Here is a 16,244-nt window from a genome sequence, read left to right on the forward strand (position 1 = left end):
CAAAAAACTGATGAGTTTCAGCGTTTTTAACAGGGCATTTGGGCACCAGTTGGACGCCCTGAGTGAAGTGCCTCTGATTATGACCGCACGACTGAAAGGCGTCTAAAACGCCTGGCTCAAGCCTACATAAAGCGCAAAATCCGGATCGTCCCTGCCGGGGTCGAGCGGGATTGCAGCGTCGATGCGCAGCGGTCCGATCGGCGTAAAATAGCGAAGGCCCGCGCCAACGCCGACCTTCAGTTCTTCGGAGAAATCCGGAACACTGTCTTCGTAGGCATTACCGGCGTCGACAAATCCGACAATACCAATTGTCTCCGTCACCCGCACGCGGACTTCGCCGGACAACTCAACGAGTGAACGGCCCCCGACAACCTCACCATCCACCCTGGGACCGACATTGCGGTAAGCATAGCCCCGGATTGATCCGCCGCCTCCTGCGATGAAGCGGCGGCTTGCCGGGACGGCTTCGACTGAAGGGGCAAAGATTGATCCGACCGAAACCCTTCCGGCGAGAATGAAACGCTTCGCCTGATCAAGCGCGTAGTAGCTGGAAACAGTACCTTTGACGAAGCCCATCGCATTTGAATTGAGCGTGTCATAAGCAGGCTCTGCGAATACTGCGGCAAACACGCCTTTCGACGGATTGAGCTTGTCGTCTCTGTTGTCGAACACAAGATCTGCCGGGAGACCGACAAGCAGGTATTGGTCGTCACCGAAGGCATCTTCTTCATCAGCAAAGAAAACCTCGGCGCCGGCCCTGCCTTTCAGTTTCTCCGAGAACTCACGGTTCAGGAAAGCGTTGTAGGTGACGGTTCGGCTTTTATAGGCGTCCGGGTTTTCCTGTCTGGCTTCCAGACTGGTTGAAAAACTCGTCAACGGACCGAAAACGCCAGGCTTTTCAAAGGCGATCCTCGCGGAGTATTCCTGATTCTCAAAGCTCTCGGTTCCGATCCTGCCAATGGACCCCTCGACCGAAAGCAACTCGCCGCGCCCGAAAAGGTTCCGGCGTCTCCAATAGGCTTCAACGCCGAAGCCTTCCGTGCTGGACCAGGACGCACCAGCACCGATCACGTGACGCTTTCTTTCGCTCACCTCGATAGTGATCGGCAAGCTCCCGTCGGGGCCTGCAATGTCGCCCTCGACAAACCGTATGGATGAAAAGATCCCCAGATCGTTCAGACGCTTTCTGGCACGCGCGATATCTTCAGGCGAATAGATGCCGCCTTCGGGCAACATGGCCTGTTGTTTAACGAAGTCGGGATCCGTTACTTCAGTGCCATTGACGGAAACGTTTCCAAATCGCGCCCTTGGCCCTGCGTCGGCAACAAGACCGACATCCAGCGTGTTCGTGCTGTGGTCAGCCGTGATGCGCCGCTCGGCGATCCTCGCCTTCGGGTAGCCGCGTCCGCGAAGGACGGAAACAATGCGGCCTTCGGCGGCAAGAATTTTGCCTGATCCGGCAACGTCACCCGGCGCAAGTCCCCAGAAGGACGGATCTGTCGAAAGGTCACCGCCGGTGGACGAGACCGAGACATCTCCGAAAGTGAAAACCGGTCCGGGATTGATCAGGATGGCGACCTTGACCGGCCGGGAGTCCGGCAAGTCGCTGAGTTCCAGGGCAGTCTCCAGAGGAATTCCAGCGAGCGTTATGGATACCGTGCCTCCATAGCGGCCATCTGCGTAAAGCTTTGCAACAAGCCTTTCTCGATCCGACAGGGCCCGCGAAATCAATCCGGCTTCGCCTGAGGGCGGTTTGTCCTGTTGCTGGATCAGCAGGGACGCGCTCTTAAGGTCCTTCGTAAGCTCTTCGTCACCCGTTGAGACTGCAATTTCCGCTTCGTAGGGCAGAGGATCCGGAACCGCTTCGCCTTGTTCTTCCTCGGATCCGCCGAAGGGCTTCCAGCCGAAAATCTCAAAGGCGTTTGCTGGAATCACTGCGGTTAAAATGGGGACAAGGACTAGGCAAGCAACAATAGCGGGCCTTAAAACACCCAAAGGGCCGGCCACTTTCAAAGCAGCCAGCCTTTCACTTGCGGTACGACCCGCGCTCCGGCAAACGCCGGAGAAGCAAGACGGTAGACCCTTCACTTACTGCCGCCTGACGGGTTGGCCCGGCCCGCGCGTCAAGACGTTGAATTGCGCATCAGCCCGACTGCTCGAAAGCCCCTACGTAAGACAAACTAGTTTGTCATGGTTAAATCTTGTTGAATCTCGATAGACCATGCTCCCCAGTTGAAAGCAAGAGCCAAGAGAGGTCAATGGTTTGCCGGAAACTGTTGAGAGGGAAGAACTGGCGTTTAAACGTAAAATTACTGGCCTCAAAACAAACGCGCCGGCAAATGCCGGCGCGTAACGTTCATGAGACCCATGAATGCGGCTCAAAAGAGCGGTTCTTCTTCCGGAAGACCCATAAGACGCCGTGCCGCAGTAAGCGTATTGACCATCAGCATGGCAATTGTCATAGGCCCGACCCCACCCGGTACCGGTGTGATCGCCCCGGCGTGGCCAACGGCTTCGTCAAAGGCCACATCACCGACGAGGCGTGATTTGCCTTCCCCGCGTTCAGGTGCCGGAATCCGGTTGATGCCGACATCGATCACCGTTGCACCGTCCTTGATCCAGTCGCCCTTGACCATCTCCGGACGTCCGACCGCCGCGACGACGATATCGGCAGCACGAACCACGTCGGGAAGATCCCGGGTGCGGCTATGCGCGATCGTGACGGTGCAGCTTTCCTGGAGCAGCAGGCTGGCCATCGGTTTACCGACAATGTTGGACCGCCCGACGACCACTGCTGATTTTCCGGAGAGCGTGTCGCCAAGCGTACGCTTCAGAAGCACGAGGCTGCCGGCCGGCGTACAGGGAACGAGCGCGCTGTCGCGTTCGCCCGCCGTGAGCAGACCCACATTTACCGGATGAAACCCGTCGACATCTTTTTCCGGTCGGATCAGACGAAGAACCTTGCTTTCGTCGATATGGCCTGGAAGGGGAAGCTGGACAAGGATCCCGTGAATTTCGGGATCGTTGTTCAATTGTTCGACGAGCGCAAGTACGTCCGCCTCGCTGGCATCAGCTGAAAGCGTGTGCTTGACGGAATGAAACCCGCAGGCCTCCGCCGCACGGTCCTTGTTTCGCACATAGACCTGACTTGCAGGGTCTTCGCCGACAAGCACAACGGCAAGCCCTGGGCGCTTGCCACTCTCGTCAAGCAGGGCCGCTGCACGGCGAGTGATCTCGTCACGAACAGATTCTGCAATGGCTTTGCCATCAATAATTTGAGCCTGGGGCATTCAGCCTCCTTGTCGCTGATTGGGGTGTTTCCATCGAATCCGGCGACAAGCTATAGAGTGATGCGCAGAATTCTATAAGGCAGATTGCGTCGTTTCCTTCTCTGGTTTCGCCATTGAAGGATTGCACGAGAACTCGATGCTCAACCGGATCTGACGAACCTGTCCAACTCCGAAATCGCGCAAACGATGTGATAAAGAGAGCTGGCCGGTGCAGGTTCGTCGGCAAACGAACCGTCCGGATCCAGTTTGTCGAGATAAAGACCGTCTGGCGCATCCTTGAAGTAAACGCGCAGTGCCGCCACGGCTGCCGGTATATCTGTGAAATAGGCTTCCCGTTCCGCACCGGTTGATATCTCAGAAAGGGCAATCGCCGCCTTGATCCACTCGGTCTGTCCCCAAAGACGCGCAACAGGATTTTGAACCGTGAAATCGTCGTTAAGCGCCATGAAAGTGACGCCTCGATTCTCGTCGATGCCATAGGTCCAGCCGATATCATAAAGCCGCCGGGCGGCAATCAGGGCACCGGCATCTCCGCGTAACCGGCCCCAGCGGCAAAGCAGCCATGCCCACTCGAATTGATGTCCGGGCTCCATGATACGGCCCTTGTCCCCGGGAAGAGGCGTCCAGTCGAGGTCGAAGAACTCTCTCAGCCCACCAGATACCGGGTCGATGAACCTGTTCAGTGCGAGTTCGGCGATCTCGTCTGCCAGATCCGACCACGCAGGGTCGTCGGACACGTCTTCCCACGCAAGACAGGCCTCGAAGAGGTGCATATGCGGGTTTGAGCAGAGGGGACGCTTATCCGGATTGGCTTCCCGGAAACCTGCTTCAGGATGTTTGTAGTTCTCCAGAAGGTAGTTCAGCAGATTGGCGGCGCTCTCGGCGGCTTCGGTTCTCCTGTCCGGGACTTCGGCAGAAACTTGAGCAAATGCAAAAAGCGCGAATGCCTGATTGTAGAGATCGAATGCCTCGTCCACGACCTCGTTTTTCAGATCGACAGCCGCCGCTGCATAGCCCTGCTTCGTCAGATAGGCTCTCAGGAACCAGTCGAAAAGTCCGGTCGCAATCTCTCGTGCAGGCCCCTGCCAGCCAAGCTTTGCACCTTCCAGAAACGAATAGATCTGCCGGGGGACCACCCGTGCGCGACGCGCGGAGTTTACAGCGGTTATGTCGACAAGATCGATCGCTTCGAAACATTCGCCCTTGGCCATATCCACACCATGCGTCTGCCAAAGTGGCAGCGCGTCGTCAGTCAGCCATTGGGACAATTCGCTTGACAGCGAGCGCAAAACTTCCGGGTAGGTGATTTGATGCGGATCTACCATCGAGTTCCTCATTGCCAGGGGGGAGGACGGTACGGGTCGAATCGGTGCCGCCGACACCAAGCCGTTCTAACGGCAATTGCCGCTAAGAGGGACTCTTATCGTCAAAGAAGGGAAACGATGACCGGAAAAATCCTTGCTGCAGTGCAGTGGGGCGAGACGGGTAAAGAAACCGAAACGGAAATCGGCTGAGCGGTGCTTCGGGAATACCGAAGCACCTTGATCTTGTCGCCTAGACGTTGCTGTCCGGGAACGATGCCTTGCGTTCGGCAATATAGGCCAAGAGGGCCTCGTCAATTGCCGGGTCAAGTTCCGGTCCGGTGTAGGACCTGAGCATTTCCTTCCACTTGGAATTCGCCCGCCAGGCCGCATCCAGTTCGCCGTCGGCAAGCCATTGCTCGTAGGAATTGTTGTCGGCGATCGCGGAGCGATAGAACGCGCTTTCAAAGTTGCGCTGCGTGTGTGCTGCGCCAAGAAAGTGGCCGCCCGGCCCGACTTCCTGCAACGCATCCATCGCAAGTGTTTCGTCCGTCACGTCGATACCTTTTGCCAGCACATGCATCATGCCGAGCTGGTCTGCATCCATGACGAATTTCTCGTAAGACGAGCACAGACCGCCCTCCAGCCAGCCTGCAGAGTGGAGCGCGAAATTCACTCCTGACTGGAGTGTCGCCAGGATCGTTTGCGCCGATTCCTGCGCCGATTGCGCGTCCGGCAGTTTGGACGCGGTGAACGAGCCGCCCGACCGGAACGGCAAGTTGAGACGGCGGGCGAGTTTGGCGGCGCCGTTCAGAAGCAGGGACCCTTCAGGGCTGCCGAATGTAGGGGCACCGGATTGCATGGAGATGGAGCTCACGAAAGCGCCGAAAACGACCGGTGCACCAGGGCGGATCAACTGTGTCAGCGCGCAACCGGCCATGGCTTCGCAAAGGACCTGTGACAGCGTACCGGCGACGGTGACGGGGCTCATGGCACCAGCAAGAATGAACGGCGACACGATGCAAGCCTGATTGTTTCGCGCGTAAACCTTTAGCGCACCAAGCATTGTCGCATCGAAGACCAGTGGGGAATTGGCGTTGATCAGCTGGATCATGACGCAGTTCCGGTCGACGAAATCCTCACCAAAGGCGATCTGCGCCATCTTGACCGAATCTTCCGCGCGCTCTGGTGCGGTCACCGAGCCCATGAACGGCTTGTCGCTGTATTTGATATGGGAATAGACCATATCGAAGTGACGCTTGTTTACCGGCAGATCGACCGGCTCGCAGACAGTGCCCCCCGAGTGATGCATCCACGGAGACATGTAGGCCAATTTGACGAAGTTTCGGAAGTCCTCAATCGTGCCGTAGCGGCGCCCCTGGTCAAGGTCGGTGACGAAAGGGGGGCCGTAAACCGGAGCGAACACCAGATTGTTGCCACCGATCTCGACATTTCGCGCCGAGTTGCGCGCATGTTGGGTGAATTGCGACGGCGCCGTTTTCAGAATCTCGCGCAGCATTCCTTTTGGAAAACGCACGCGCTCGCCATCAACTTCTGCACCGGCCTTTTTCCAGATGCTGAGGACTTCCGGATCTTCCCTGAACTCAAGCCCGATTTCCGCCAGAATCCGGTCGGCGTTGGCTTCAATCTTCTCGACGCCTTCCTCGCTGAGAACGTCATAAACGGGCAATTTTCTGGAAATGTAGGGGACGGCCTGGCCCGCGGGACCCGCTTGCCTGCGTTCGCGGCGGGCGGATCGACCTCGACGGCCTGACGTGGCAGCGTCTGACATTTATTCAGCTCCAAAGGTGGTTTTTAAGTTTGGCGTAGTCTTTCTCAGGCTCTCAATCAACCCGGCTCCAGATACGTCGCACTTTGCTATAAATACGTCATGTCACTTACTTGATGGAGTTTATCCCGCAAGTCCTTTCGCTTCAAAAATGAATTCCCGAACCCGTTTATACCGCTTTTCGGTCATCCAGTCTGGATCAAGCGGAGCGACCACGACGGAACGCCCCTGATTTTGAGGTCACACGCTCACAACAAGCATCAATTTCGACAAACGCTTGATTGGAATTACGCCTGCCGTGTCGTTGGGATAATGCCGCCGTGACGCAATCAAGCTATTTCAGGTGTCGATCTGTCGCGATACTGCCAGCCGAAGATCGGAAATCGGCACGTGCCTGTTGGCACAAAAGGCCGTATGTCTGTCACTACAATCCGTTGCGTGGGCTTCAGGCTTGCGCACGCGGCAAGCTGCTTGCCGCTTGCACGTTTTTGAAAAGGAATGGGACATGTCAGCGTTTCCTGACAGGGCAAAGGTCGTCATCGTCGGTTTGGGTGGGATCGTTGGTGCATCGGTCGCGCATCACCTCCTGGAGCGCGGTTGGGACGATGTTGTGGGCATCGACAAGTCCGGCATACCGACCGACATAGGATCAACAGCCCATGCGTCTGACTTCTGTTACACGACGAGCCACGATTACCTGTCCGTCTGGACGACACAATATTCCATCGAATTCTTTGACAAAATGGGCCATTACGCCCGTGTCGGCGGTTTGGAAGTTGCGCGCACGGGTGACGACACCTGGATGGAGGAAATCAAGCGCAAGGTGACCTCCGGCAAGGCGTTTGGAACGAACGTGCGCCTTGTGAACCCGTCTGAGATCAAGGAACTGTTTCCGCTTATAGAAGAAGACATGGTTCAGGGCGGAATGTTCGATCCCGATGCGGGCCTGGTTATCCCGCGATCACAAACCGTCGCCGGAAAACTCGTCGACATGGCGGAACAGACCGGCAAGCTAAAGGCGTTTGCCAACACGCCGGCGAAATCGCTCATCGTTGAGGATGGCCGGATCAAGGGCGTCGTTACCCATCGCGGTACCATCATGGCCGATCATGTCATCGTATGTGCGGGTTTGTGGGGCCGCCAGATTGCCGAGATGGTTGGCGAGGATCTCCCGGTCATGCCGGTCGACCACCCACTGACTTTTTTCGGTCCCTACAACGAATTCGAAGGGACCGGCAAAGACATCGGGTATCCGCTCCTGCGCGATCAGGGGAATTCCGCCTATATGCGTGATACCGGCGATCCGAAGACCTCAGAGGGCGGTCAGATCGAGTGGGGTTACTACGAGACGAACGAGCCGCGCATGTGCCATCCGCGTGACCTTCTGGAGAAGGACCAGGCCCGCTTGTCACCCTCACAGCGCGACCTTGAGATGGAGCAGGTGATTGAGCCGCTCGAGCGTGCCATGGAATTGACGCCGATCCTTGGCGAGCTGGGATACAATGAGGGGCATTCCTACAACGGCCTGTTGCAGGTGTCTGCCGCCGGTGGTCCGTCTTGCGGTGAAAGCCAGAAAGTGCGCGGACTGTGGTACTGCGTTGCCATCTGGGTCAAGGATGGCCCGGGCTACGGCAAACTCATCGCCGACTGGCTTACCGACGGGCGCACCGAGATCGACCACGCAACGATCGACTACTCGCGCTTCTATGCGCACCAAATGACCGAAGAGTTCATCGCCGGTCGCTGCTACGAGGCCGCGCAGAAGATTTACTTCCCGGCGATCCATCCGCGCGAACCCTATGCGAGCGGCAGGGGCGTCAAACGCTCTCCGTTCTATGAGCGGGAAGTGGAACTTGGCGGCCATTTCATGGAGCTTGGAGGCTGGGAGCGAGCGCACGGCTACGCCGCAAACGAGCACCTTCTGGAAAAATACGGCAACAGGGTCCCGGTGCGCGAGGCCGAATGGGACAATCGCCATTTCTGGCGCGTTTCAAACGCCGAACAGCTGGCCATGAGCGATGACTGCGGCATCATCAACCTGTCGCATTTCTACATGTTCGACGTTGAGGGACCGGATCACGTTGACCTGATGGAGTGGCTGTGCGCCGCGAGAATCGGAGGTGACAAGAATATCGGTAAGGGGATCTACACCCACTTCCTGGACGACGAAGGCAATGTGCGCGCCGATCTCACCGTTTTCCGCATGGAAGACCGCTGCCGTATCGTCGATGGCGCCGATGCCGGGCCGCGTGACTATCACTACGTTAAACGCGTCGCCGAGGATAAGGGTTACGACGTCACCGTGACGGACGTGAGCGAGCAGTTTACCACGATTGGCATCTGGGGCCCCAACGCGCGCGACAACTTGAAGAAGGTCGTTTCCGATCCTGCATCGCTTGATCCGGAGAACTTCCCCTTTGCCGCAATCCGGCAGATTGAAATCGCCGGCAAGCCGGTCTCAGCGCTGCGTCTTTCCTATGTTGGCGAGCAGGGGTGGGAACTGCACATGAAATACGAGGATGGTCTCGCTGTGTGGGACGCCTTGCGCGCAGAAGGCATCATGGCGGTCGGTGTCGAGACCTATGCCAACTCGCGCCGCATGGAAAAGAGCCTGCGCCTGCAGAACGCGGACCTCCTGACCCAATATAATCTCTATGAGTCGGATCTAGCCCGTCCGAAGGTCAAGGAGGCCGATTTCCGGGGCAAGGCAAAGCATCTGGAGTACCGCGCACGGGACAAGCAGCTTGCTGCACTCTGCACGCTGGTCATGACGGAAAACACCGATGCCAACGGGGTCAAGCGGTATCCGGTTGGCGCGATGCCCGTCATGGACCCTGATACCGGCAAGACGCTTGTCGACGGTCTCGGACGCATTTCCTACACGACTTCGGTCGCTTACGGTCCGACGATCGGCAAGAATATCGCGTTGGCCTATCTGCCCGAGGACTATTGCCAGGTCGGACGGAAACTGAACGTCGAATACATGTCGGAGACCTATCCGGTCGAAGTCGCGGGCGTCGGTTACCAGCCACTTTATGACCCGGAGAACCTGAAACCGAGAAGCTGACAAGACACGATCCTCATCATGCTTGCGTGTTCTCCAAACTCGGCTTAAAGGGATCACCGGATTCAAAGATAACAAGCCCGCGTGGACGTCCACGCGGGTTCTGCCATTTCAGGCACAAGCCTTAGACTGAAAGACTGCCACATGTCTAAACTGGAAGACCTCTTGGCCAGCAAGGGTGCGCTCCTTGCCGATGGTGCAACGGGCACGAACCTCTTCGATATGGGTCTTGTTTCCGGAGACGCGCCTGAGCTCTGGAATACGGACGAGCCCGACAAGATCCGGGCACTGCATCAGTCATTCGTTGACGCTGGCGCTGACATCATCCTGACGAATACATTCGGCTGCAACAGGCACCGTCTCAAGCTTCACAATGCCGAGGGCAGGGTGAAGGAACTCAACATCGCCGGCGTACAGCTTGCGCGAGAAGTTGCAGCGACTGTTGAGCGTGAGGTTTTGATTGGAGGGTCGATCGGCCCGACCGGTGAACTCTTCCAGCCTCTTGGCGCGCTCAGCTACGAAGACGGCGTTGAAGCATTCCGGGAACAGATCGACGGTCTCCTGGAAGGCGGTGCCGACGTCCTCTGGGCGGAGACGATGTCAGCCGTTGAGGAGATGAAAGCGGTTGCCGAGGCGGCCAAGGATTTCGACCTCCCGCTCGTGATCACGGCGAGCTTCGATACTGCAGGCAAGACCATGATGGGTCTGGCGCCCAAGGGGCTTGGGGATCTGCAGTCGCAATTTGCCTGCACACCGGTTGCTATCGGCTCCAATTGCGGCGTCGGCGCGTCGGATCTTCTGGCAGCGATCATGGAGATAACCGAAGCCTATCCGAATGCCGTTGTTGTTGCGAAGGCCAACTGCGGCATCCCACAGATCCAGGGCGACGAGGTCGTCTATACCGGCACACCGGAACTGATGGCGAAATACACCCACAAGGCGCTGAACGCAGGTGCCCGGATCATTGGCGGATGCTGCGGCACATCGGCAGCTCATCTGGCGGCGATGCGCAACGCGATCGACACGCACACCGCCGGAGACCGCCCGACACTGGAAGAGGTGCTGAACGATATCGGGCCTCTGGTATCTCCGCCGAACAAGGCCGCCGATGCCGCCCGCGCCGAAAGTGAAGCTTCGCCGACGTCCGGTCGGCGTCGCGGCCGCAGACGCGCTTGACGCTGCGCATAAGTCCCAAAAGGCGCCCGCTCGCGGGCGCTTTTTTGTTTCCAGAACAGGATCCGGTTCCGGCTCAACAATTTCCGGCTTTCGTGTCGTCAAAAGAACTGCTCGTTTCTTTCAGCGACGCCGAGACGATCCCCATGGGCTCATAGGGCGGGTCTGTCTGCATGCCGAGATTGGTCATGTGGATTTTGTAACACCCGGTATAGACCTTGGATTTTCCGTCGGTCTGAACCGCCTCGATAACCACAGGCAGCGCCCAATAGATTTGACCGGCGCCCGGATCGGGTGCTGTCGAACCGAATTTCACCGAAACGGACTTGGTATCGGCATACCCTTTGGCCCATTCATCAAAGTCCTGGGGCGCTGAGCCTTGTTTGAAGTAACCGTAAGCCTGGACGTAGTACCGGTTGTTGATTGCGTAATAGTAGCTCTCGATCAGCTTCTGCGGTGTGGACCGGTCATCCATATAGGTCCACTGTTGCGATGCAGATGAACCTGAAACGGCACAAAGTAATACGAGAGCAAGCGCCGGGGTCGTGAGTTTGGAATAGGGCCACCGTGGCATCAGTCTCTCCGTTTAGAACATGCTGCGGTCGGTCACTTGGCCGGTAGGTTTGCAAACCGGTCGTTTCGACTGGGAGTTTGGGCTCGTGACTTTGATAGGACAGTGAAGGTCGCACTCGCGTGAGTCAAAGGATCTTCCAGTCCATAGACTGTCAACTGGAAAAGATGGGTTCTGGCAGCCTGAGGCGATCACCAAACCCGGCGGCCACACTGTTGATGCGGAAACGTCAATGAACGAAGCCTCAGGCGCGTTGACACCAAAGACCGTTCAAGGGATTGCGTTCCTGGTTCTCGGTCTCGCTGTATTTTCCTTGCAGGATGTGATCATGAAACTGTTCAGCAGCTCGATCGCTCTGCAGGAGGTTATCTTCTTGCGCGGTGTGCTGATGCTGGCGATCATCGGCGTGCTGATTTACCAAAACGGTGGTCGCCGAGCTTTTGTCACACAAAGGTTGTTCTTGTGCCTTTTCCGCGGGCTAGCCGGATTTCTTTGCTTCACGACGTTTTCGATGGCCTTGGCCGTTCTGCCTCTCGCGGACGCCATGCCGCTTTACTACACCAGCCCTTTGTTCGTTGTTTTGCTTGCCGCACCATTCTTAGGCGAACGCGTTGGAATCAAGAGCTTGATTGCGATTCTGGTTGGTTTCGCGGGCGTGATCCTGGTTGCAAGACCCAGCCTTCGGGGCGTTGAACCCGCCATGTTTCTGGCGCTTGTCGCGGCGATATCTTACAGCGCGCAAAGTCTTTTAGCCCGCAAACTCGGTGCAACGGAAAGCGCGTTGACGATGACCTTCTATTCGCAAGTCGCCTTCGTCTTGCTGAGTGGAACCACCGCGCTTGTCTTTGGTGCGGGCGGCCTTGACCAATTCGATCATCCCAGTTTCCAGTACCTTTTTCGCGCCTGGACGCTTCCGACGCCGGAGCAGGTATTTCTGATCGGATTGCTGGGGATCATTGGCACGATCGGGTTTCTTTGTATCAGTCAGGCATACCGGCTCGGGAAGGCGAGTCTCGTCGCGCCGTTTGAATACAGTTCACTGCCTTATGCGGTCTTCTGGGGATGGCTCTTCTGGGGGGCGATACCCGGAGGGCTCACAATTGCTGGCAGCTTGCTCATCGTCGCGGGAGGAGTGTATGCGTTGAACGGCGAGCTTTGGCGCAAAGAAACAAAAATGCAATCTGGAGAGCGAGCCCAATGACCAGTTCCCCAAAAGCGGCACTTGCTTTCAGCTTGTTTTGACGTTTACGTAAAAGCAAGTCGAGGAAGCGGCGTTTTTTGAACGAAGTAGGGGGAGCCGATGCAGCCGGTTATGTCAGCTCAGGAGATCGTCGGATTTCTTGATAAGGAGTTTCCGCAGATCCACGCCGGCGGGCGCGCCTATTCCATCGAAAGCGTTTCTCCGGGCGAGGCCGTCATGCGGCTAACGGCAACCGACCGGCATCTTCGTCCGGGCGGCACGATATCCGGGCCTTCCATGATGGCGCTCGCGGATCTGGCGGCCTATGTGGTGATCCTTGCCCATATTGGTCCGGTTGCGCTCGCAGTCACGACCAATTTCAACATCAATTTTCTGCGCAAGCCCGCACAGGGCGACCTGCTCGGCACGTGCCGTCTCCTGAAGCTCGGCAAGCGGTTGGCCGTTGTTGAGTGCGGCATCGCTGGGGAAGGGGAAGAGGATCTGGTTGCCCATGCAACGGCAACTTATTCCGTTCCGCCGCGCTGATGAAGGAGCCGCGCCTGGGATAGAACGAAAAAAGTGGCGATATAATACGGTAATATAATACCGTTTTTATAACGCATTGAATCCAATAATTAAATCAGCGTGACTTGCGTAAATTCGGTCTTGACGGTCCTGTTGCACCGGCGTATAAGCTGCCTCGAACGAATTCAGGGTCCGTTCGCTGGCTCATTTGATGCCGCGCGGGCCCTTTCTTTAACCGACCAAGTTGGATCAATCACATGAAGACCTTCTCTGCCAAGCCGGCTGAGGTCGAGAAAAAGTGGATCTTGATCGACGCAGAAGGCATGGTTGTCGGCCGTCTCGCCGCCTACATTGCCAATCACCTGCGCGGCAAGCATCTGCCGACCTACACGCCGCATGTCGACACCGGTGACAACATCGTCGTCATCAATGCCGACAAGGTGGTTCTCACCGGCCGCAAGTATGACAACAAGAAATACTACTGGCACACCGGTCACCCGGGCGGCATCAAGGAGCGCACCGCACGCGGTATCCTGGAAGGCCGTTTTCCGGAGCGCGTTCTGGAAAAAGCCGTTCAGCGCATGATGCCGGGCGGTCCGCTTTCCAACAAGCAGCTGAAGAACCTCAAGGTCTACGCTGGTCCGAACCACCCGCATGAAGCTCAGTCGCCGGAATTGGTCGACGTGAAGGGCCTCAACGCAAAGAATGACGGCAAGAGGGCTTAACAATGGCTGAGCTGCAATCCCTGGAAGAACTGGGCGGTGCGGTCGAAACCGCAGCCCCCGAAGCACCTGTCCACGTTCAGAAACTGGACGCACAGGGCCGCGCATACGCAACCGGCAAGCGTAAAGACGCGATTGCCCGCGTCTGGATCAAGCCGGGCACCGGCAAGATCTCCGTCAACGGCAAGGACTTCACCGAATATTTCGCACGTCCTGTCCTGCAGATGATCCTGCGTCAGCCGATCATGCTGACCGACCGTGACGGCCAGTATGACGTCATTGCCACCGTCACCGGTGGTGGTCTGTCCGGTCAGGCCGGCGCTGTGCGCCACGGCCTCTCCAAGGCCCTGACGCATTACGAGCCTGAACTGCGCGGCATCCTGAAGAAAAACGGCTTCCTCACCCGCGACGCCCGCGTCGTTGAGCGTAAGAAGTTCGGTAAGCGCAAGGCCCGTCGGTCGTTCCAGTTCTCCAAGCGTTAATCGCCGGACAAACTGGTCACCAAGACATGAAGAACCCGCTGGAGAAATCCGGCGGGTTTTTTGTTTGGATTTGAAAGTGGGCCGTGACAGCTGTGGCTTCAGTCTTTTGAAGAATTCAGCTAGTGCTGGTTTCAGCTGAAATTCATTCGTTCATTGCTGCTGGTCTCGGTCGGATCAGGGCTCTGGCACCGATCAGGTCTTAATGTCCCAGGCACGATTTCTCGAAGGCAATCTGTTTCGCCACGTCACGGTGATGTCGCTGACGTCATCCATCGGCCTTATGGCGATCTTTGCGGTCGATTTTGTCGACATGATCTTCATCTCGATGCTCGGCAAGGACGAATTGGCGGCAGCGATCGGCTACGCGGGCGCGATCCTTTTCTTCACCACGTCCTTCAATATCGGCGTTGCCATTGCTGCCGGTGCGCTTGTTGCGCAGGCGCTTGGGGCAGGGGATAAGGAACGGGCGCGCCAGCGGGCGTCGAACGCGCTGGTGGCAGGCTTCCTGTTCGCTGCCGTGTTCGCACTCGGTGTCTGGCTCGCACTGGACGAACTTGTCACCCTGATCGGGGCGAGTGGCGTCACGCACGAACTGGCGGTCCTTTATCTCGCGATCATCGTTCCAACGTTACCTATCTTGCTGCTCGGGATGGCAGGCGGCGCCATCCTGCGTGCACATGGCGATGCGCGGCGCGCCATGATGTCGACCATCATCGGCGGCATCGTCAATGCTGTTCTCGATCCGATCCTGATCTTCGGCCTGGACCTGGAACTGACCGGAGCGGCTCTTGCCAGCGCCATATCGCGCGTTGCAATCGCGGTCTTCGCGCTCGCGCCGATCCTGCGCTATCACGGCGGCCTCAGCCTGCCGCGGCCACTTCAGCTGTTCAAGGACCTGCCGCCTGTTTCGGCCATTGCGTTTCCGGCCATCCTGACCCAGTTGGCGACCCCGGTCGGCCAGGCCTGGGTGACGCGGTCCATGGCCGAATTCGGTGAGGACGCTGTTGCCGGAATGGCCGTCATCGGACGCATGACACCGCTGGCGTTTGCAACCATTTTCGCGCTTTCCGGTGCCGTAGGCCCGATTGCCGGTCAGAACTACGGCGCAGGACGGTTCGACCGCGTGCGCGAAACCCTGCGCGATGCGCTGTTGTTCACCGCGCTTGTTGTCGGCGTTGCCGCGTTGACGCTATTTATGCTGCGCGAACCGATCGTACGGCTGTTCGATGCGGACGGTATGGCGCTCACGCTGATCTATCTCTTTTGCGGTCCGCTCGCGCTGGTGTTCTTCTTCAATGGCATCCTCTTCGTGTCGAATGCCTTCTTCAACAATCTCGGACGACCGTTTCTTTCCACCTGGATGAATTGGGGCCGTCATACGCTCGGCACCATTCCGTTTGTCTGGCTCGGTGGCACATATCTCGGCGCGCCCGGCGTTCTCATCGGTCAGGCGACCGGTGGCATCGTCTTCGGGCTGCTCGCGCTCGTTCTGGTGCGGCAGGTGGTCAGGGACGTTGAAGAACACCCGGTTCAGCCGAAGGGCCCTGGTATCTTCCAGCGCCAGGCGCGTCAGGTGATCCTGTTCTTTTCAAGAAGATGATCAACATTTGCCTGCTTTTTCGCAAGCGTTTTCAGTTGCTTCAACATCCTGATCGCGGCCATGTCACCCATGGGCTGTGCCGCATCCGGATCGGTGGTGCCCAGAAAATAGCTCCAGGCAAGAAATACGGGGTTCTTGTATCTGATCCAGGGTGTTTTTTGTGTCAATTGCCGTTCCGCAATGACGTCCCCAGTATCGATATCGACCAGAAATCCTTTCACGGTGATCGATGGCCTCAAGACAAGCGGAACCCAATAGTCTTTTGCCCCGAACGGACCGAAATAGCCGTATCGTAAGTCCGTGATCGCCAGATGGAACAGATGACCGCCGGACGTCTCAGGGTTATCCGGGGTATACGCTTCCAGGCTAAGCGCGGACGCGAAGTAGCGCCTCAAGTCTTCTGGATCGGGTTGCTGGCCAACCGTCGTCCCGAACATCTCACAAAAGGAACTGACGATGTTCCAGTCCAGATGCATCTGAACATCGCCAAGGTAGACTTTCGGAATTTTTTGACGGCGTAAGAGCCAGCTCAATATGGACATGAAAA

At 57.5% G+C, this 16,244-nt stretch carries 13 protein-coding genes; 7 read left to right on the top strand and 6 right to left on the bottom strand.

Annotated features, from left to right (window positions below; all coding sequences use genetic code 11):
• Nucleotides 1-102: 102 nt before the first annotated feature.
• The 4 genes from ABVF61_RS23655 to ABVF61_RS23670 form a co-directional block, all read right to left on the bottom strand.
• On the bottom strand, nt 103-1,935 hold the full coding sequence (locus tag ABVF61_RS23655; RefSeq protein WP_353995983.1) for an autotransporter assembly complex protein TamA: 1,833 nt from the start codon (nt 1,933-1,935) through the stop codon (nt 103-105).
• 443 nt (nt 1,936-2,378) lie between these two features.
• Nucleotides 2,379-3,290, bottom strand: a complete 912-nt coding sequence (gene folD / locus ABVF61_RS23660; protein ID WP_353995984.1) for a bifunctional methylenetetrahydrofolate dehydrogenase/methenyltetrahydrofolate cyclohydrolase FolD — start codon at nt 3,288-3,290, stop codon at nt 2,379-2,381.
• A gap of 140 nt (nt 3,291-3,430) precedes the next feature.
• Nucleotides 3,431-4,615 (bottom strand): AGE family epimerase/isomerase, encoded by a 1,185-nt coding sequence (locus ABVF61_RS23665; protein ID WP_353995985.1) that lies wholly within the window; start codon nt 4,613-4,615, stop codon nt 3,431-3,433.
• 229 nt (nt 4,616-4,844) lie between these two features.
• Nucleotides 4,845-6,383, bottom strand: a complete 1,539-nt coding sequence (locus tag ABVF61_RS23670; protein ID WP_353995986.1) for a trimethylamine methyltransferase family protein — start codon at nt 6,381-6,383, stop codon at nt 4,845-4,847.
• Between the two features lie 502 nt (nt 6,384-6,885).
• Here ABVF61_RS23670 and ABVF61_RS23675 point away from each other — a divergent pair.
• On the top strand, nt 6,886-9,447 hold the full coding sequence (locus ABVF61_RS23675; RefSeq protein ID WP_353995987.1) for a GcvT family protein: 2,562 nt from the start codon (nt 6,886-6,888) through the stop codon (nt 9,445-9,447).
• A 141-nt stretch (nt 9,448-9,588) separates the two neighbouring features.
• Nucleotides 9,589-10,620, top strand: coding sequence for a betaine--homocysteine S-methyltransferase (gene bmt / locus ABVF61_RS23680; RefSeq protein ID WP_353995988.1), 1,032 nt, complete (start codon nt 9,589-9,591; stop codon nt 10,618-10,620).
• A gap of 73 nt (nt 10,621-10,693) precedes the next feature.
• Here the strand turns inward: bmt and ABVF61_RS23685 are convergent, their stop codons facing one another.
• Nucleotides 10,694-11,191 carry a hypothetical protein gene (locus ABVF61_RS23685; RefSeq protein ID WP_353995989.1) on the bottom strand — a complete coding sequence of 166 codons (498 nt, stop codon included), beginning with the start codon at nt 11,189-11,191 and terminating at the stop codon, nt 10,694-10,696.
• A 229-nt stretch (nt 11,192-11,420) separates the two neighbouring features.
• On the opposite strand from ABVF61_RS23685, the gene ABVF61_RS23690 reads away from it, so the two are divergent.
• From ABVF61_RS23690 to ABVF61_RS23710, 5 genes are all read left to right on the top strand, one after another.
• On the top strand, nt 11,421-12,389 hold the full coding sequence (locus ABVF61_RS23690) for a DMT family transporter (RefSeq protein ID WP_353995990.1): 969 nt from the start codon (nt 11,421-11,423) through the stop codon (nt 12,387-12,389).
• Between the two features lie 99 nt (nt 12,390-12,488).
• Complete coding sequence (locus ABVF61_RS23695) at nt 12,489-12,914, top strand: PaaI family thioesterase (RefSeq protein ID WP_353995991.1); 426 nt, start codon at nt 12,489-12,491, stop codon at nt 12,912-12,914.
• A 236-nt stretch (nt 12,915-13,150) separates the two neighbouring features.
• Nucleotides 13,151-13,618: a 50S ribosomal protein L13 gene (gene rplM, locus ABVF61_RS23700; RefSeq protein WP_353995992.1), complete on the top strand. Its 468-nt coding sequence runs from the start codon at nt 13,151-13,153 to the stop codon at nt 13,616-13,618.
• 2 nt (nt 13,619-13,620) lie between these two features.
• Nucleotides 13,621-14,097, top strand: a complete 477-nt coding sequence (gene rpsI, locus ABVF61_RS23705; protein ID WP_299471093.1) for a 30S ribosomal protein S9 — start codon at nt 13,621-13,623, stop codon at nt 14,095-14,097.
• Nucleotides 14,098-14,299: 202 nt separating this feature from the next.
• Entirely contained in the window at nt 14,300-15,697 is a 1,398-nt protein-coding gene (locus ABVF61_RS23710; RefSeq protein WP_353995993.1) for an MATE family efflux transporter, read from the top strand.
• Here ABVF61_RS23710 and ABVF61_RS23715 read toward each other — a convergent pair.
• A complete protein-coding gene (locus tag ABVF61_RS23715; RefSeq protein WP_353995994.1) occupies nt 15,667-16,239 on the bottom strand; it encodes a hypothetical protein in 573 nt (190 codons plus the stop codon). The two genes, ABVF61_RS23710 and ABVF61_RS23715, sit on opposite strands and share 31 nt — an antisense overlap.
• Between the last annotated feature and the right edge of the window lie 5 nt (nt 16,240-16,244).

This window comes from Roseibium sp. HPY-6 (assembly GCF_040530035.1).
In the GTDB taxonomy this organism is placed as follows: Bacteria; Pseudomonadota; Alphaproteobacteria; order Rhizobiales; family Stappiaceae; genus Roseibium.